10 protein-coding genes, 1 tRNA gene, 1 rRNA gene and 2 pseudogenes are annotated in these 19,730 nt (G+C 46.7%); 5 read left to right on the top strand and 9 right to left on the bottom strand.

Features of this window, described 5'->3' with window-relative positions:
• Window positions 1-346: 346 nt before the first annotated feature.
• Window positions 347-1,873: ribosomal RNA gene (locus NYP67_RS01665) — 16S ribosomal RNA — on the bottom strand.
• A gap of 581 nt (window positions 1,874-2,454) precedes the next feature.
• On the opposite strand from NYP67_RS01665, the gene NYP67_RS01660 reads away from it, so the two are divergent.
• Window positions 2,455-3,237, top strand: coding sequence for an SIR2 family NAD-dependent protein deacylase (locus NYP67_RS01660; protein WP_473411116.1), 783 nt, complete (start codon window positions 2,455-2,457; stop codon window positions 3,235-3,237).
• 25 nt (window positions 3,238-3,262) lie between these two features.
• Here NYP67_RS01660 and NYP67_RS01655 read toward each other — a convergent pair whose 3' ends face one another.
• The 6 genes from NYP67_RS01655 to NYP67_RS01630 form a co-directional block, all read right to left on the bottom strand.
• Window positions 3,263-5,215, bottom strand: coding sequence for an alpha-glucosidase (locus tag NYP67_RS01655; protein ID WP_473411115.1), 1,953 nt, complete (start codon window positions 5,213-5,215; stop codon window positions 3,263-3,265).
• A gap of 181 nt (window positions 5,216-5,396) precedes the next feature.
• Entirely contained in the window at window positions 5,397-6,365 is a 969-nt protein-coding gene (locus NYP67_RS01650; protein ID WP_060785743.1) for a ketopantoate reductase family protein, read from the bottom strand.
• A gap of 232 nt (window positions 6,366-6,597) precedes the next feature.
• Window positions 6,598-7,062 carry a nucleoside deaminase gene (locus tag NYP67_RS01645; RefSeq protein ID WP_415704308.1) on the bottom strand — a complete coding sequence of 155 codons (465 nt, stop codon included), beginning with the start codon at window positions 7,060-7,062 and terminating at the stop codon, window positions 6,598-6,600.
• Window positions 7,059-7,868 (bottom strand): alpha/beta hydrolase, encoded by an 810-nt coding sequence (locus NYP67_RS01640; RefSeq protein ID WP_473411114.1) that lies wholly within the window; start codon window positions 7,866-7,868, stop codon window positions 7,059-7,061. Before NYP67_RS01640 ends, NYP67_RS01645 begins: the two co-directional genes overlap by 4 nt.
• Window positions 7,869-8,152: 284 nt before the next feature.
• Window positions 8,153-8,734, bottom strand: a complete 582-nt coding sequence (gene dcd, locus NYP67_RS01635) for a dCTP deaminase (protein ID WP_016635257.1) — start codon at window positions 8,732-8,734, stop codon at window positions 8,153-8,155.
• Window positions 8,735-8,824: 90 nt separating this feature from the next.
• The gene (locus NYP67_RS01630) at window positions 8,825-11,782 is read right to left on the bottom strand and encodes a cation-translocating P-type ATPase (RefSeq protein ID WP_473411113.1); all 2,958 of its coding nucleotides are present in this window, start codon (window positions 11,780-11,782) and stop codon (window positions 8,825-8,827) included.
• A gap of 178 nt (window positions 11,783-11,960) precedes the next feature.
• Here NYP67_RS01630 and rlmB point away from each other — a divergent pair, with 178 nt between their 5' ends.
• Both rlmB and NYP67_RS01620 read left to right on the top strand, forming a co-directional pair.
• Window positions 11,961-12,956 carry a 23S rRNA (guanosine(2251)-2'-O)-methyltransferase RlmB gene (rlmB, locus tag NYP67_RS01625; RefSeq protein WP_128831932.1) on the top strand — a complete coding sequence of 332 codons (996 nt, stop codon included), beginning with the start codon at window positions 11,961-11,963 and terminating at the stop codon, window positions 12,954-12,956.
• 46 nt (window positions 12,957-13,002) lie between these two features.
• A pseudogene (locus NYP67_RS01620) lies at window positions 13,003-14,765 on the top strand (ABC transporter ATP-binding protein).
• An 80-nt stretch (window positions 14,766-14,845) separates the two neighbouring features.
• Here NYP67_RS01620 and NYP67_RS01615 read toward each other — a convergent pair.
• Window positions 14,846-15,557, bottom strand: a pseudogene (locus NYP67_RS01615) (nitroreductase family protein).
• A 9-nt stretch (window positions 15,558-15,566) separates the two neighbouring features.
• Window positions 15,567-17,468, bottom strand: coding sequence for a S1C family serine protease (locus NYP67_RS01610; protein WP_473411112.1), 1,902 nt, complete (start codon window positions 17,466-17,468; stop codon window positions 15,567-15,569).
• Window positions 17,469-17,761: 293 nt separating this feature from the next.
• Here NYP67_RS01610 and tgt point away from each other — a divergent pair, with 293 nt between their 5' ends.
• Together tgt and NYP67_RS01600 are read left to right on the top strand one after the other, a co-directional pair.
• Window positions 17,762-19,087, top strand: a complete 1,326-nt coding sequence (tgt, locus tag NYP67_RS01605; RefSeq protein WP_196485397.1) for a tRNA guanosine(34) transglycosylase Tgt — start codon at window positions 17,762-17,764, stop codon at window positions 19,085-19,087.
• A gap of 510 nt (window positions 19,088-19,597) precedes the next feature.
• Window positions 19,598-19,680: transfer RNA gene (locus NYP67_RS01600), tRNA-Leu, on the top strand.
• Window positions 19,681-19,730 lie beyond the last annotated feature (50 nt).

Genomic DNA, 19,730 nt, shown 5'->3' with positions numbered 1-19,730 from the left:
CAATAAATCATCACACTAAACGATCACAAAACGATCAAGCGACTCCACCAAAATGGAGCCGGTTGAAATTGATAAAAGTAAAAACAAGCAAAACCAAAAAATAGTCTCACTATTCTTACTCGCGTCCACTATCCAGTTCTCAAACCACCAAACACCAAGAACACAAGCCAAAACCAAAAAGCCTCAACCTGTAATCCAAGGGCTAGGACCGCAACCCCAAACAAAAAAGGGGGGTGGCAATCCGGGAACCCAAAAGCATGCCCAACATACTCACACAAAAAACGTTAACTATTGTTTTCCACACCAGTAACCACACTCAAACCGAGCGTGCACAAAAACTCCGTAGAAAGGAGGTGATCCAGCCGCACCTTCCGGTACGGCTACCTTGTTACGACTTAGTCCCAATCACGAGCCTCACCTTAGACGGCTCCATCCCAAAAGGGTTAGGCCACCGGCTTCGGGTGCTGCCCACTTTCATGACTTGACGGGCGGTGTGTACAAGGCCCGGGAACGCATTCACCGCGACGTTGCTGATTCGCGATTACTAGCGACTCCGCCTTCACGTAGTCGAGTTGCAGACTACGATCCGAACTGAGACCGGTTTTAAGGGATCCGCTCCATGTCACCATGTCGCATCCCGTTGTACCGGCCATTGTAGCATGCGTGAAGCCCTGGACGTAAGGGGCATGATGATCTGACGTCATCCCCACCTTCCTCCGAGTTAACCCCGGCGGTCCCCCGTGAGTTCCCGGCATAACCCGCTGGCAACACAGGGCGAGGGTTGCGCTCGTTGCGGGACTTAACCCAACATCTCACGACACGAGCTGACGACGACCATGCACCACCTGTGAACCTGCCCCGAAGGGAAACCACATCTCTGCAGTCATCAGGCACATGTCAAGCCCAGGTAAGGTTCTTCGCGTTGCATCGAATTAATCCGCATGCTCCGCCGCTTGTGCGGGCCCCCGTCAATTTCTTTGAGTTTTAGCCTTGCGGCCGTACTCCCCAGGCGGGACGCTTAACGCGTTAGCTCCGACACAGAACCCGTGGAATGGGCCCCACATCCAGCGTCCACCGTTTACGGCGTGGACTACCAGGGTATCTAATCCTGTTCGCTCCCCACGCTTTCGCTTCTCAGCGTCAGTAACAGCCCAGAGACCTGCCTTCGCCATTGGTGTTCTTCCCGATATCTACACATTCCACCGTTACACCGAGAATTCCAGTCTCCCCTACTGCACTCTAGCCCGCCCGTACCCGGCGCAAACCCACCGTTAAGCGATGGGCTTTCACACCAGACGCGACGAACCGCCTACAAGCTCTTTACGCCCAATAATTCCGGATAACGCTTGCGCCCTACGTATTACCGCGGCTGCTGGCACGTAGTTAGCCGGCGCTTATTCGAAAGGTACACTCACCCGAAAGCTTGCTCCCAATCAAAAGCGGTTTACAACCCGAAGGCCTTCATCCCGCACGCGGCGTCGCTGCGTCAGGGTTTCCCCCATTGCGCAATATTCCCCACTGCTGCCTCCCGTAGGAGTCTGGGCCGTATCTCAGTCCCAATGTGGCCGTCCGCCCTCTCAGGCCGGCTACCCGTCGAAGCCTAGGTGGGCCATTACCCCGCCTACAAGCTGATAGGACGCGACCCCATCCCATGCCACTAAACACTTTCCCAACAAGACATGCGTCAAGTTGGAGCATCCAGCATTACCACCCGTTTCCAAGAGCTATTCTGGAGCATGGGGCAGGTTGGTCACGCATTACTCACCCGTTCGCCACTCTCACCAACCAGCAAGCTGGTCGGATCCCGTTCGACTTGCATGTGTTAAGCACGCCGCCAGCGTTCATCCTGAGCCAGAATCGAACCCTCCACGAAAAACTTCAATGAAGAGCCAACATAAGGCTCCAATATAAAAGAAAAAGACGAGACATTCTTTAAGGAAAGAACATCCCAACAAAAAACCTCACCATCATTTAACCATCTCTCAGGCACCCCACAATCTGTGAGGCTGACAATGAACTGGCAATAATTAACTAAATAAGTAGTACAGACACGCTCTTGAGTTCTCAAACCACCACCACACCAGCCGGCTCATCAACCTCAACCGAGGAGAACCAGCCGCGCTGAGCAGCAAGAGATAAACTTACACCAAAGCAAGCCCAAAAGCAAATCACACCCAAACCAACAAGCCAAAACCATTGAAAACACTAGCATCCATCGGAGTGTCGCAAACACGGCTAAAACACGATAAAAAGTCGCCAGCAACCAAACACCAACAAAAACACAACAAAAATAATCCAAAAAAACAAGAAAAACACCCCCAAAAACCAAAACACGGGAGTGTCGCGCAATCAACATAAGCAAAATACAAAATACACAACGCAATACAAAATACACAACGCAATCAAACAACTACATATATGCACACAACATGTGCGCGTGCTATATATAGGTATATGAGAAATAGCGAGAAAAACAGCAAGGGCAGCGCACACCATCACATTGTTGCGCTAACAGGCGCAGGAATATCTACAAGCGCGGGTATTCCAGACTTTCGTGGCCCAGATGGAGTTTGGACTAAACACCCAGAGCAAATGAGCGTTTACGACATTGACGCATTTTTAAGCAGCGAAGAAGAACGCATTTACTCTTGGCGATGGCAAAAAGAATCGCCAGTTTGGAACGCTCAGCCAGGAACAGCACATAAATCGCTAGTAAAACTTGAGAAAGCTGGGATGCTGGACTTAATCGCCACTCAAAACTTTGATGCGCTTCACGAAAAAGCTGGAAACAGCACAGACATTGTAGTGAACTTGCACGGAAGCATTGGAACATCTCATTGCATGAGCTGCCACGCAAGCTACAATACAGCAGACATTATGCGCGACTTAAACGTACACCCAGATCCACATTGCAGGCGCGCGCTGCCGTACCGCGGAAACATGCCTTGCAACGGTCTTATAAAAACGGACGTTGTATATTTTGGGGAAGCTCTGCCCGAAGGCGCAATGGAACGCAGCGCGCAGGCGATTATGCACGCAAGCGAGCTGTGGGTTATTGGCTCCACGCTAGAAGTGTTTCCAGCCGCAAGCCTTGTGCCACTAGCTGCTCGCGCAGGAGTGCCGATTACAATAATGAACCTGGGCGCTACGCAATACGATCATTTGGCAGAGCGCATAATACGCGAAGATATTGCAAAGGCTCTGCCAAAGTTAGTAGACGAAACTATTGCAAAGTAACTATTGCAAAGTAACTCCAAAATAATTATTGCAAGCTAACGGCAATTCCCTCCCACGGCGCAAGCGTGCCATTTTTAAGCGATTTAAGGGCATGATCCGCGCTGTACGTAGAAATCATCACATCATCATACGATGCGCCGTTAGAGGCGATATTACGCAACAATTCGGCACTTTGAGCAGGTATTGCTACAGATGAATCCGTCATATTTACCATTACGAGCAACTTCTTTACAGAAGCACAAGGCAAATCGCAAGCAACCGCGCTTGAAGAACTCACACCATGCTCAAGACCTGCCTCATCTGCCACATCTGCCTTAGCATTATCACAAGTCTGCTCAACCTGCCTAATAAACGCGTAAACGCACTCGTCATCCGCATCAACCAAATTCCAAGAACCAGCCGAAACAACAGGCTGCAAATGACGCAACTCAATCAAACGCTTGTAGAACGAGTAAACGGAATCCGAATCTTCCATTTGCTCCGCCGCATTAATATCTACATAATTAGGATTCACGCTAATCCACGGCTGCGCATTATTTTGCGACGGAACATTAAAAGGCATGAATCCCGCATATTTAGACGCATTCCACTGCATTGGAGTTCGAGAATTATCGCGACCGCGCTTTGCGAGCGCATCCATCATAGACTCCGCAGACTGAATATGCGCTTCTTCTACGCGCTGCTTAAACATATTCAACGCTTCCAAATCGCGATACTGCTCAAGACGCGTAAAGTGCGCGTTTGTCATGCCAATTTCTTCACCCTGATACACGTACGGAGTACCGCGATGCATATGAAGAAGCATTGCAATCGCCTTAGCAGAAAGCACGCGCATCTCATCACTAGCCTCACTACCCCAGCGAGAAAGCGCACGCGGCTGATCGTGATTATTAAAGAACAGGCTCGCCCAACCAGCCTCGCTAACTGCTTGCTGCTGATCCGTCATTGCGCGCTTTAATGCCGTCAACTTAAGAGGAATAGGATTCCACTTAGTTCCATTTGCGCAATCAACATTAACTTGATCAAACAAGAAAAGCATGTCTAGCTCGCCATTAGCAGGATTTGTAATATAAGTGTTTCGATGCGCGGAAATTCCAGGAGCTTCGCCAACAGTTAAGAAACCTTCGCGACCCTTGAAAACCGCTTCGCGCATCTCGCGCAAAAACTCGTCTAAGCGAGGGCCATCGGAGCAGAAGAAATACGGTGAAGAGTAGCCGTCATCGCCTGCTGGCGCATCTTCAATCTGCGAACCGTATTCTCCAGGCAAACGCCCTTCGCTATCTATGCGCTTAGAAATTTGCGTAATTACATCCATGCGGAAGCCGTCAATTCCGCGATCCATCCACCAATTCATCATCTTGTACACTGCAGCGCGAACGGCAGGATTTTCCCAATTCAAATCTGGCTGCTTTGGCGAATACTGATGGAAGTAATATTCGCCGCGCTTTGGATCATACGTCCACGCCGAGCCGCCAAAATACGAACCCCACTTATTTGGCTCCGCACCTGGTTCTCCAGGCACACATCCTTTGCGTGCTGGCCTCCACCAATACCAATCCGCGTAGTCGCTAGAAGCATCTCTTGAAGCCTGGAACCACGCATGCTCGTCGGAAGTGTGATTTACTACTAAATCCATAACAACTTTAAGGCCGCGCTTGTGCGCTTCTGCCAAAAGCTCGTCCATATCTTCCAAAGTTCCAAAAAGCGGATCAATATCTTGATAATCGGAAATATCGTAGCCGTTATCGTCTTGTGGAGACTTGTAAACAGGGCTAAGCCAAAGCACGTCGACACCTAAATCAGCCAAATAGTCAAGACGCGAAGTAATGCCCTTCAAATCGCCTATTCCGTCGCCGTTAGTGTCTTGGAAGCTTCGCGGATAAATCTGATACACAACTGCATTTGCCCACCAAGGGTTTGGCGTAGCGCCGTTTGTGCGCACAGATTGCGGCAAGTTCGCTCTATTAAAAGTAGTCATATAAACCCCATTAATATTTTTATTATTTATTTTTATTATTCACAACGTTTACAATTCTATACTTTAACTATCTTACAAGCACATTTTTTAAGCACTAACAATATAAAAAGCGACCCGCAGTAAAACCGCGAGCCGCGCCTCCTTCTCATTCATTGTAAGAGCTATAGAGATACTATCTAAATTATTGCTGATTATGTAATCTAAATGCAAGCTCCGCCAAATGAACTCCGTGAGTCAAGAACTCGTGAGTGCGGCACACGTAGTCATTTTCGCGACCAAGCTTCGCAATATATCCGTTTATATAATCAACCTCTGTTTTGCGACCGCGACTCATATCTTGGTACATTGAAGGATAGTGCAAAGGATTTGCAACACGGCTCACATAGTCAATAGCCTCCAGCTCTTGCTGACGAGTATTGACCATACGGATTCCTGCGCGATCGCACACGTCGTACGCTTCGTTAATAAGTTGGCGAGCCATATCCATAGCCCCTGGATACGAAATAAACTGACCCATCTGAATCTGATACATTGTGCACAAAGTATTAACTACGGAATTAAAAACTACCTTCGCCATGCACGTGCCCTTGAAATCTTCCGTAATAGTAGGATTCAAGCCAGCAGCTTGAAAATCATCACGCATAGCAAGCTCAACATTGCTCACTTGCTCGTTCAACGCGCACATATTCATTGTACCAACGCCAACTTTACCAATAAAATCAACGTCTCCAGGACCATTCAGAACAGTTGCAATCATTGCGGTACCGCCGTAAATTCGATCGTCCGAGAAATATTGCTGAAGCTTTTCAAAATGACCCCAACCGTTCATTGCAGCGAACACAACCTGATGATCCTTAAACAAAGGCTTGCATCGCTCCAACATCTCCGCAAGCTGCATCTGCTTCATAAACACAATCCACACGTCTGGATCGCCGTCATAATCTTCTGGAGTATACATATTGATTGGCACAAGATGGCGATTTTCATGGTCACGACTAACCATTACTCCACCTTGCTCGCGGACTTTATTCACATTTTCATCCCAGGCATCAATAAAATCAACATGAATACCAGCCGTCTCCTGCAACAAAACGCCATAGCGATATCCCATAGCGCCCGAACCGATCATTGCATATTTCATGTCACTCATAATGACACCTCCCTGTAGGTAAAGTGGCGCCCATACATAAATTCATAAATTTCATTTATATGGATTACGCGCAAGCGACCACGAATATAACAAAAAGCAGAAGACCGAATGAGTGAAAAACAATCAGTCAACTGCTCTTTGGTTTTTATAGCATATTACACAGTTTTTTGAAAATGTCAAAATTTTTCTAATTACATCTTTACAGCGTTTCTAATTAAAAAATTATTCAGTTTTATCTATGATTTTCGAAAAAATTACGCAATAATTGCACACACTGCGATTCGCAAACGGAGCCAAAAACTTGCGGATGCGAGCCAATATGAGGATCTCGCAAAATATCCCAAACAGATCCGCATGCGCCAAGTTTTGAATCCCATGCGCCAAAAACAACGCGACTAATATGCGTTTGTAAAATCGCGCCAGCGCACATTGGACAAGGTTCCAAAGTAACAACAAGCGTGCAATCGCTAAGATTCCAAGACTTGCGCACATCTGCCGCCTGCCTAATCGCAAGAATTTCTGCGTGAGAAAGAGGGTCCGCGTCTTGCTCGCGAAGATTAGAGCCGCGGCCAATAATCGCACCAGAACCATCTACAACAACAGCGCCAACTGGAACTTCTCCACAATCGGCAGCAACTTGTGCAAGTCGCAATGCCTCTTGCATGAGTGAAACATATTCGCGCGCGCTGAAAGTCACATTAACCCCGAAGAAATATTGTGCAACGCAAACCAAGAGCGAATATCGCCAAGTTCTTCCATGTGAACTGCGTGGTCAAGCCCGCGGTAACGCTTCTCTTCGAGCCACGTATGCTCCTCAAGCCAGGCTGCAGCCGCAGAAAACTCGTAAGGAGCAATAACAGCATCATCCAAGCCGTAGCCAAAGAAAACAGGCGTGTTAAGATCCGCAAGAACGTCGTCGTTAAGAGAAATATCTTTAGCAATATTAGGAGCTACAAAGCCAGAAAGCGCAACGGATGCGCGGTAGCGATCTGGATTAAGCCTAAGAACATGAATCGCAAGAGCCGCACCTTGCGAAAAACCGAATGGCACAACAGCGCGGTCTTCGGGAACGTTCGCCGCAACCCACTCATCAATCGCAGCAGCCGCAGCATACATATCTCGGTCTAAGTCATCTCCATTAGGCACAGCATCATGGAACCAACTGTAAGCGCCTTGAGCCAAGCGAAGTGGAGCACGCAAAGAAATCGCATCGTTATAAGGTGCCACAACGCGCATTAAGTCAAGCAAATCGTCCTCGTTTGAACCCCATCCGTGCAACAGCAAAAGAAGAGGCCTTGTGGCGTATGCAGATGCTTCGCTTCGAGAATACTTAGCAACGCTTACATGCAAATCTTCGCCGAATCTGCCTGGAACAACACTAGATTCGCGGCCAGCATGAAGTCCATTTGAAGCTCCAGAAGCATTGTCTTCGCTGCCAAAATCATTATTGTTAAATTCGCCGTTGTCGAACTCACTAGAGATCACACCGTTATGATTAGTCATAACTACAGCATACGGCACAGCTTTGGCATTTATAAACGCGCGAAGACTATATAAAAATTTAACCCCAGCCGCTTGGACTGGGGTCTAAATTTAAGGAAAAAATATGAATAAGCTTTCGTGAATTACCTTTTAAGTTTTTCACTAATATTATGAAAACACACAATCCTTAGCGCTGCTAGTGAACTAGCTGATAACTTGCTGAAAGTTTTCTACTTTTCCCCTGATTTTTCTTAAAAATCAATACTAATCGAGGCTAATCAAGACTAATCAAATCTTAATTAAGACTAATCTTCCAAATTTGCGCGATAGAAGTTCTCGTAAGACCTAGACGGAGTTGGACCGCGCTGACCTTGATAGTGAGATCCGTTAACAGAAGAACCGTAAGGATTCTCACATGGAGAACTCAGCTTAAAGAAGCACATTTGCCCAATCTTCATTCCTGGCCACAATTTAACTGGCAGCGTACTAACGTTTGAAAGCTCCAAAGTAATGTGACCTTCGAAACCTGGGTCAATAAAGCCAGCTGTGGAATGAGTCAAAATTCCAAGACGGCCAAGCGAGCTTTTGCCCTCTAAGCGCGCAGCAATCGTGGAATCCAACTTCACATACTCCCAAGTGGAGCCAAGCGCAAACTCGCCAGGATGCAAAATCCAAGGCTCATTTGGTGCAACCGCAAACTGCTCAGTCAACTCCCCCTGGTTTTCCGCAGGATCCACGTACGTGTAAGCGTGATTATTGAACAAGCGGAAGAATCGGTCGAGCCGCACATCAATCGACGCAGGCTGCACCATTTGTGGGGTCCATGGAGTCAAATCAATATGACCCTCGTCATGAGCTTTGAGAATGTCGCGATCAGACAACAGCATAACGTCAAATCTCCTTGCGATAAAACTTCGTAAAACAAACACTTAAACACACTTATATGCCAAGTGTAGCGCGTGCCGCGGTCGAAAATATTAGGCAGATATTGCAACAGAAGATTCGCCTTTGCGCTTAGCAATAAATCGCAAAACGCACTTTCTTAACTCCGAAGCAATAAGCACAACCATTGAAAGCCCAAGGCACTCCACCCACTCCATAAAGTCGAGCGGAACTGTGCCAAACGGACCATTAAGGAATGGTATATAAATTACAGCAAGCTGCAACACTACGGAAACTGCGATTGCGCCCCAAAGCCAACGATTTGCAAACAAGCCAACAAACACGCTTTGCAAATGCGAGCGAGATGCAAGAGCATTAAGCATTTGAGCAAACACAAGAATAGTGAAGCCCATTGTGCGCGCATGAGTCATTTGGGCAGCATGAGTTAAAACAGTTGTGGAGCGGTCTGTAAACAATCCGCCAGCCAAATGCATATCCATGCCAATCAACGTTATAGCTGCCATAATCACGCCAATAAACACAATGTCTCCCCACATTGGCTTATCAATAACGCTATCCGTAAGTCTTCGCGGACGCCTATTCATAACGTCATCCGTTTGCGGATCAACACCCATTGCGAGCGCAGGAGCCGCGTCCGTAAGCAAATTAATCCACAAAAGCTGCGTTGCGAGCAAAGGCAAAATCACGCCTACAGAGTTTGGCTGCGTAATTCCCAAAGCGCCAGCAAACACTACACCACCAAACACGGTGAACACTTCGCCAACGTTGGAGCTAAGCAAATATCTCAAGAATTTACGAATATTGTCGAAAATTCCGCGACCTTCGCGCACAGCTGCGACGATTGTAGAGAAGTTGTCATCTGCCAAAATCATCTTGGCGGATTCTTTAGTGACTTCCGTACCCGTAATGCCCATTGCAACGCCAATATCTGCCGACTTTACAGCAGGAGCATCGTTTACGCCATCACCAGTCATAGCAACAATATTGCCTTGCCTTTGTAGCGAGGAAACAATCGCAAGCTTGTGTTCTGGAGCAACTCGCGCATACACGCTCACTTTGCTAATAGCATCGTCGAAAGCAATATTGTCGTCATCTCTAGAAAGCAACTCGTCAAGCTCATCGCCAGTAAGAGCATGCTCATCTTTTCCAATAATGCCAAGGTCGCTAGCGATTCGAGCAGCCGTAAGCGGATGGTCGCCAGTAATCATAACAGTTCGGATTCCAGCACGATGCGCTTGAGCAACGCTATCTCGAACTTCGATTCTAGGAGGATCAATAATCGCAACCATGCCGTTCCAAATCAAATCAGATTCCAAAACGTCGCTTTGCTCAGCAACATCTGCGATTTGGCCAGCAGCATTAGAAACCATGCCGCTAACTTTAGCTAAACTATCTACGCCAAGCGGCCTATACGCCATTGCAAGCGTGCGATAAGCTTCGCCAGAGAGCTTTTCCACATTTGCAAGAATTTCTTCGCGGTCTCCTTCTGTAAGCGGACGAACAGCGCCAGCTACTGCGATTCGCGTGCAATAAGAAAGCAAAACATCTGGAGCGCCTTTTGCGCAAACAATAAGATTCCCAGAATCCGAATCGTCTTTAACAACAACAGACATGCGTTTGCGCTCAGAAGTAAATGGCACTTCCGCAACGCGACTAAGATGCGCGTAACGCTTGTCTGCCTTGGTTTTGCGAGCCGCAACAATAAGCGAAACCTCGGTAGGGTCGCCAACTGGCTGCCATGCGTCAGACGATTCATTGTAGTGCAAATCGCCATCGTTTGCTAAATACCCAGATCCGAGCGCACCAATCACCTCTGTAGCTAGAGCTGGAGGAACCGCCAAATCCGCATCTAAAGAACCCAGCAAAACCATTCGTCCTTCTGGCTTATATCCGCTACCCGTAAGCTGTACTTGGCCGCTAGGCGTTATAACACGCTCAACAGTCATCTCGTTTCTAGTTAGAGTACCCGTTTTGTCGGAGCAAATAACAGATGCAGAGCCAAGAGTTTCTACAGACGAAAGCTTTTTAACAACAGCATGATGCTTTACCATGCGCTGAACGCCCAAAGCAAGAACAACCGTTAAAATAGCAGCCAAGCCTTCTGGAACAGCAGCAACAGCAAGAGAAACAGAAAGAAGCAAAGAATCTATAACGTCTTCAATAGTGTGGAAGCCTTCAAGAGCCCACATAGACGCAAGCACAACGGCTGCAATAATACACACTGCGATTCCAAGAACCTTAGATACGCGAACCATCTCCTTCTCGAGAGGCGTGGCTTCTTCTTGCGCGCTAGAAAGCATATCCGCGATTTTTCCAACCTGAGTTTTCATGCCAGTAGACGTGACGATTGCGCGGCCAGTGCCTTGCGTTACGGCAGTGCCATTAAACACCATGTTTGTGCGGTCTGCCAAAGACTTTGGCGAAGCTAGAGTTTCTGGACGCTTGCTAACGGCAACCGATTCTCCCGTAAGGCTTGCTTCCGCAACGCGCAAAGAAGCTGCTGCAATAAGCCTTGCATCTGCAGAAACAGCATCGCCTTCGCCAAGAACCAAAATATCTCCAGGCACAACATCCGCTGTATCTATGCGCATAACTCGCCCATCTCTAAGAACAGACGTTTGTGGAGCGCTCATTTTTGCCAGCGCCTCAACCGCTTCTTGCGCGCGCGACTCTTGAATATAGCCCAAAACTGCATTTGCTATAAGAATCACGATTATAACTATTGAGTCAAACGGCAAAACTTCGCCGCCACTTTCGCCACCATGCTGTGCGCGCTCAACAAACCATGCGATTGCGGAAATAATAGTTGCCGCTATAAGCAAGTAAACAAGCGGATCTTTAAACTGTTCGAGGAACCTTTTCCACGCTGGCGTTTTAGGAGCACCAGCTAGAGCATTCGGGCCAAATTGCGCGAGCCTTCTAGAAGCCTCATCGCTACTTAGACCAGTAGAAACATTTACATTAAGCGCATCTGCAACACTTTGTGCGTCTTGCAATGACGGATCTTTGGATTGATCGCTTTGATCAACCATATTTTCCCCCTTGGGAGCGCCGCGGAGTAGTCAATAATCAAGATTTATGCAAAGTTAACTCAAAATCTTGATTATTGCGCGGTTGTGGATTATTGCAATAACAATAATTAAGTACCGTTCTATTATGCCACATAAAGCGCCAAATACTAATGCCTCGGGGGCGTGTGAGAATAAGAATATGGCTATGAAAAAAGGACCGACCAAGGGGTCGGGTGGAAAACATCGTAACGCATTGCGCGGCAAGGGGCCTACTCCTAAGGCAGAAGATCGCGTTTATCATAAAGCTTATTTCGCTAAAAAAGCTGCGATTAAGCGCACTTTTGCAGATCCGCGTTTGGCTGCAAGACGCAGAGTAGATAAGTTGGGCACAGATAGCGATGAGTTGGTTATTGGGCGAAACGCAGCTCTTGAAGCTTTGCGCGTAGGCGTTCCTAGCACGCAGCTTTATGTTGCAAATCGCATTGAGCACGACGATCGCACGCGCGAAATCGTTAAGCTTGCTGGCATGCAAGGCTTGCGACTTTTGGAGGCAGATCGCCTGGAGATGGATCGCATTGCTCACAGCACTAATCATCAGGGCATTATTTTAAAGGTGCAGCCTTATCAATACTCTTCGTTGCAAGAGCTTGTTGATCGCGCAGAAAAGAAGGCTCGCGCTATGGAAGCAGCGGATTCTGCATCTGCACGCATTAACGCACGCCCATTGTTTATAGCGCTAGACGGAGTTACCGATCCGCAAAATCTTGGTGCTGTTATTCGATCCGCAGCCGCTTTTGGCGCAAATGGCGTAATTTTGCCAGAGCGCAGAAGCGCATCTGTTACGGCTGCAGCTTGGAAGGTTTCTGCAGGAGCCGCAGCGCACTTGCCTGTTGCTCGCGTTGTGAATTTAAACAAGGCGATTCAAGGTTTGCGCGAGCGCGGATGGTACGTGATTGGCCTGGACGGCGGCGGAGACAAGCTTGTTGGCGAAACTGGCTTTGAAACCGATCCGCTTGTTGTAGTTCTTGGAAGCGAAGGCAAAGGCATGAGTCGCCTAACGCGCGAAGCTTGCGATGCTATTGCTGGAATCCCAATTTCTAGCGCTGTTGAATCGCTTAACGCATCCGTTGCTGCTGGAATCAGCTTGTATGCTGTTGCTAATGCGCGTAGGCTTGCCGCTTTAAGTCAAAATTAGCAATTGTTTGCAATTAAGAGTATTGCGGATTTAAGAGTTAACGGTAATGCGGATTTTAAAGCTACGCAATTTACAAAGCTCACATAACGCGCGCACATTGGCACAGCTATTGGCTTTTGTTCTATACATTGCGATTATTGCAATCGTAATGTGTTTCCACGAACCTTGGTTCGACGAAGCTCAAAGCTGGCTGATTGCGCGCGATTCGCCAATCGCAAGCATTTTTAGCATTAGAACACATTACGAAGGTCACCCTCCTTTTTGGAATCTTTTACTTGCGATTGCAGCCAAAAATGGCGTTCCATACGAGTTTGGAATTAAGGGCATTCAGCTGGTTTGCGCAAGCTTACTTGGCGCGTGGCTTATTTTTAAGTCGCCTTTTAAGCACGCAAGTAGCCTTGTAACTTTTCTTATTCCGTTTACTTATTTTGCTTGCTTCCAATACGGAGTTACTTCAAGACCGTACGCTTTGCTTTGCTTTGCTTAAGCTTGCTAGTAGCGGCACATTACTGGAATAGTGCGGATTCTAAGACTTCTAGCGCTTGCAAACTTGCGATTAGTCTTATGTTTATGTGCCTGCTTAGCGTGTATGGAATCGCGTTTGCTGCAGGATTTACGATTGCTTGGATTTGGCGAGTTTTTAGCAAGAATATTAACAAAAACCTTAACGAAGGTCTTAGCAAAACTCGCAATAAAACTCTTGATTTTAATGCAATTTTTCACGCGATTAAGGCAACAATTATACCGTCAATCGCATCAAATTTGGCACGACTTATATCTTGGGGATTAATCGCCATTTTTGGCGTTGCAAACCTTGCTCTTGCATGGCCAGCAAAAAACGCGTTCGCCACTCGCGCAACGATTGATGGCAATTCAACAATCGCAAAATGCTTTGCTTTTATATTCGTAATGCCTTCCGAAAGCATGTTTACAAGCTTTTATGGCGATATTTCAATGCGAAGAATGCCTTTTGACTTTTTGCCAATTGCAATATGCACGCTGTTTAGCCTTGCGATTTGGGCATTTGCAATTAAAATCACCATGCGAAGAAAACTTCTTGCAGTTCTTGTAATCCCTTATCTCGTTCTTACAATCGTAGCTGTTCGCTATTTTACGCTTCACCACGCAGGTCTAATCTTTGTGTTTTTGCTTAGTGTGCTTTGGATAAGTCACATAAAAGAGCCACTTAGCAGCAACGATATTCCTGCGATTTTTGTTAAAATCGCCACTACTAAATCCAGATTTATAAAAAACAAAGCTTTGAAAATCAACTTACTAATCTCAATAATCCTTGCACCAAGCCTAATTTGGAACGCGTTCGCTTGCGTAAACGACATTCTGTTTGACTATTCGCCTTCTAGAGCCGTAGCGCAATACATATCTAGCAATCACTTGCAAAATAAGCGTTTTGTAGCATCTTGGCTCCATAATTACGAGCAAGTTGACGAAAGTAGAAACGTTATTTCGCACGAAGAAATCGACACTCACCAATATTCGTGGCTTTTAGTGGGCGCAAACCCTTATTTTTCTAAGAATCTTATAGATTGTGCCTACAAAAACAAGACTTTTATAACAAACGAAAGTTCTAGCGCAAAACAGCAAGAAAAAGAGTTGGCAGCGTGCGCCGCAAAGGGCGAGCCAGAGTTCTTTGTTAGCGAATCCATCCAACCGTGGTACTACTTCTTGGCATTAAACTACAACATTTCGCACTACAAAGCGCACACTGTTTCCAACGTTAAAACATCTTGGAAAGCTCTTGTTTGGGAAAGCACTGCAACTATTTACGAGCGAAAATCGAACATAAAATAGGCAAAAGCGGTTGTTTAGCAATCACTAAGCAATAAACTTAGCAACCGCTAAACAACCACTAAATAATCCCTAAACAACAGCTACAGCAGCTCAATCTTTGGATGCTCGGCTCTAAACTCGTTTGTATGCGAATCGCTAGCATACCCAAGCGCAAATCCAGTTAAAAGCTCCATGTTTTCTGGAATTTCAAACTCCGCGTCTAATGGGCTCCGCCAAGTTGACAAAACACCAAGAGGGCAAGAGTCAACACCTAAATCTTTAGCAGCAAGAAACAGAGTTTGCAACATAAGGCCAGCGTCCATTGCAGCAAACGGCATAAAATCGCGCCTAGCTAAAACAAAGCCAATAACGGGCGCTCCAAAAGCCTCGAAATTCCTGCGCGTATGGGCGTTCCTGGCTGCAAAATCGTGCCTTTCGATTCCTAAAATGCGAATATAACGCTAGACCGAGTTTAGCGCTTCGCTGCTTTAAGTCGCTAGGATACGGCTTTGCAACAGGAACGTCGCCATTAGGCGCTGACTCTTGAGCAAACTGAGCGCGCTCAGATTCGCTCAAGCTCTTATCTTTGGCTTTAAGCATTGCATTGCACTTATCTAAATAAGCTTTTACAATGTTGTCTTTTTTGCTGCCTTGCGCAATAGCAAGCGCATAAGCTCTTGTGTTGCTCCAGCTTGGTGCAAGAGAAGCAGTGTGCAATATTGACTCTAAAACGTTTTGCTCAATCGGCTTGTTCAAAAAGTCGCGTGCAGAAAACCGCTCCGATGCAAGTTGGCTAAAATCTTTGTAGGTCATGGTATCAGTTTACCAAAAACCGAATGGGTCAAAAATGCCACCGTCGTCGGAATCGTCGTCTCCGCCTCTAGGAAGCTGATCCAAAGTGTCGTCGTCATCATCCGAAGAATCGCCGCCATTGCCATTCTGGCTCTTCTTATCGGAAGAATCAGGCTTCTTGTTGCCGCGCTTTCTTAGCGAGCGAGGATCTTGACGAGTTGCTCCATTAACCGCAGCTTCTTCTTGGTTAAACTTGACTGTTAGATTTACAGTTCCATTACCGCGAACAACCGTTATTGTTGCTTTATCTCCCAAAGCGGTAGCGCGCACAAATCCAAGCAGCGAGTAGTTGCTTGTAACAGACTTGCCATTAAACGCTACGATTGTATCTCCAGCACGCATTCCACCTTTTGCAGCAGGAGCACCAGGCGTTACAGACGCCACTTGAGCGCCGCCACGCGTAATGTTATTTTGCGTTACATTTACGCTTTTAACCATAATTCCAAGAGCAACGTGCTTTACAGAACCATGCTTAATGATCTCGTTTACTACGCGCTTAACAAGGTTAGATGGAATAGCAAAGCCGATTCCAATAGAACCTGCTGTGCCACCTCTTGCAGAAGTTGCAGCAATAGACGAGTTAATACCAATCACTTTTCCAGAAGCGTCAAAAGTTGGGCCGCCCGAATTACCTGGGTTGATTGCGGCATCAATTTGCACAGCATTTGTAACGATTTCCGAACGACTTTGATCATCCATAACAGAAACTGGGCGATTAAGCGCAGAAACAATGCCTGTTGTAGCAGTATCGTCGTATCCAAGTGGATTTCCGATTGCCATTATTGGCTGGCCAACCGCGAGCGCGTCCGAATCCGCAAAATCAACTGGCTTTACGCTGCTAGGCAAACCGTCTACTTTAAGAACAGCCAAATCAGTAGTTTTATCTGTTCCAACAAGCTTAGCCTTGTAAATCTGACCGTTAGAAAGCGTTACTTGGAGCTGTTGCATGCCAGCAATAACGTGGTTGTTTGTAACAACATGACCTTGCTTGTCGATTATTGCGCCAGAGCCTTTGCTCATGTTTTTGCTATTGCGCGCCTGAATAGACACAACTCCGCCAGAAACGTTTTTAGCAACCGAGCGCCAATCGGGAGACTGACCTCCTTTTACTACGGCTGTTCCTTTTGAAGGACTTTGCGCACCCACATCTGCAAGTGTTCCCGCGCCTGGAATAGGAATCAAGCCTTGAGTGAGAACAAACGCCATTACAACAACGCACACAATTGCAGAAATAATGGATGACACAATTGCCACCATTATTGTTGAGTTTTCTTTAGATTCCGCCTTAAACCCGCGCTTTTTATAAACCACATTTGGAGTTTTGCCTGGCATTTGGCCTGGCGCTTGATTTAGCACTTGATTTGGCGCTTCAGCAGGCTGACTTTCCGCGCTATTATCCGCGCTATTATCCGCGCTATTACCATCGCTATTATCCGCGCTATTACCATCGCTATTATCATCGCTCAAATCGTAAGGATTGCCGAATCTAGTTTGCTTTTGCTCTCCATTGCTATTATATGGATCGCCATATGGCAAAAATGGGTTATCTAAATCGTTGCCATATTCTGATTTCTCATAATCACGGCTATTTGCGCTATTTGCTACACTTGCACTACTCGCGCCATTTTGCTCTTGATTTTGCAACGATTCGCCAAAATTATTAGAATCACCGCTATTCTTATTTGCATCACTATTAGCATCGCCAGCATCTACAGGACCATACGCTCCGTATTCGGGAGCTGGTCTATAAATCTGCTCTGGATTCACATGATTTTCCTGCACACTCGTTGGCTCCGATTGGCTTTGTGAAGCATTGCCATTTTGCTCTTCACTAGAATCGTAGGCCTTAGAATCGTAAATATCGTCAGCCATTAATCCTCCTTAAATCTTTTACAAAGCATACTCTAATCTGATTACACAAATTCATACAAGCTAATATGCAATTAATGTGCAATTTTTACACAATTTTGCGTTTACAATACGAGTTAAACGTGCCGCTCTTAAAATTACCTGAATATTTAGTAGTATAAATGCCGTATAAATACCACATATAACCCATAAATTAGCTAACTATTTTTATAAAAATTATAAAAACACGTAAAATTTAACGAACGGCTGCTTGCGACTTTTCCGCGCGCAATGCCGCAACTTCTACGCGTATCGTCATGCCTTCTAATAGAGTAAAAGGTATGACTAATCTTATTGAACACCCACGCGGAGCAGAGCCTGGTAAGCCAGGAGATCGCAGCGAATTCTCGTTTACAACAAAAACGCGTTTAGAAAATGCAGCAGACGGCAAGGGAAAAGACGGAGCCAGATACGGCCGCACTGGCGTGATTCGCACGCCTCATGGCGATATTCACACGCCTGCGTTTGTGCCAGTTGCAACTCAAGGCGCAATGAAGGCCGTGCTACCAGAGTCAATAAAAGACCTGGGCGGCCAATGCATGCTTTCTAACGCATTCCATTTATATGAGCGCCCTGGCGAAGACATTTTAGACGAAGCTGGCGGTCTTGCAAAGTTTATGAACTGGGATGGCCCAACTTTTACGGATTCTGGCGGATTCCAAGTGCTTTCGCTTGGAGCAGGATTCAAAAAGACGCTTGCAATGGACGTTACGGGCATGAAGTCCGACGACGTAATCGCAGCTGGCAAAGAGCGCATGGCATTCGTTGACGAAGATGGCGTCACTTTTAAGTCTCCTCTAAACGGCTCGATTCATAGATTCAGCGCAGAAATCTCAATGGGAATTCAGCACAAGCTTGGCGCAGATATTATGTTTGCTTTCGACGAGCTTACAACACTTATGAACACTCGCCGCTACCAAGAAGAGTCTGTTGAGCGCACCTTCCGATGGGCCAAGCGATGCGTTGCAGAACACAAGCGATTAACCGAGACGCGATTGGGAAAGCCATATCAGGCGTTGTATGGAGTTGTTCAAGGCGCAAATTACGAGGATTTGCGTAGGCGCGCGGCAGAACAAATTGCTTCGCTCGACTTTGACGGCGTTGGAATCGGCGGCGCAATCGAAAAGCGCATTATTGGAGATACTTGCGCTTGGATTTGCGATGCCATGCCAGAAAATCGCCCTCGCCACGTGCTTGGAATCGCGGCAGTTGACGACATTTTTGCTTGCGTAGAAAACGGCGGAGACACGTTTGATTGCGTGGCACCTGCGCGATGCGGCAGAAACGGCGCGATTTTTACTCGCCACGGGCGATACAACGTAAAGCGCGCGGAATTTAAGCACGATCAGGGTCCGCTTGAAGCTGGCTGCGATTGCTACACTTGCACGCATTATTCGCGCATGTATGTTAGCCATTTGCTGCGCGCTAAAGAGATGAACGGATACACGCTTGCCACTATTCACAACGAGCGATTCTTTGTTAAACTTCTAGACGACATTCGCGCGTCGATTGACGGCGGATATTTTGAAGACTTCCGCGACGAATCGCTTGCGCACTACTACGAAAATGGCTCGCGTGGATAGTTTGCTTGTTGCTGCGCGCTTTGACCGCGCAGCAACATGATCTGCTTTTCCGCGTTTTGTACGTGATTTAGGCCAAATATGGTACAAAGTGCGTCACATCTGTTCACGCGTTACAAGATTACATAGGTTACGTCAAGTGAAGTAGAGATTCGAGATTTTTCGCACTGAATGAGATGAACCTCAGCATGAAATGGTGATTCATCGAATGAAGAAGAAAAATCGAGAATCTCGGCGATGAAAACCACGCAAAAGTTCTAGATATTCAGAAGGTTTGATGTATTTCTCTACGAGCAATAAATAGCGCCATCCCAAAACCTAAAACCTTAGAATATTAACGTTCATAAACTATCCGCAAAAGTGCGCGTCACTTGCGAGGAGAGAAATACTCAAACCTCGCGCAATACCAAGCAAAGACGTGAGCGCGCTCTAAGTCGAATGCACTTCGGAGCGCAACACACAAGGGTAGTATTTGCTAAAAGCGCGCAAATATGGTAGCTTTGTGGTCTGTATGCGAACGTGGCGGAATGGTAGACGCGCTGTCTTCAGGTGGCAGTGAGTGTATACTCGTGCGGGTTCAAGTCCCGCCGTTCGCACTCTTTAAGAACGTTGATTTTTCAACGTTCTTTTTTATTTTGTGGCAACG

This window comes from Gardnerella sp. c23Ub_4 (assembly GCF_055804115.1).
Note: the sequence above shows the minus strand (reverse complement) of the source record. Positions and strands in the feature narration are given on the sequence as shown.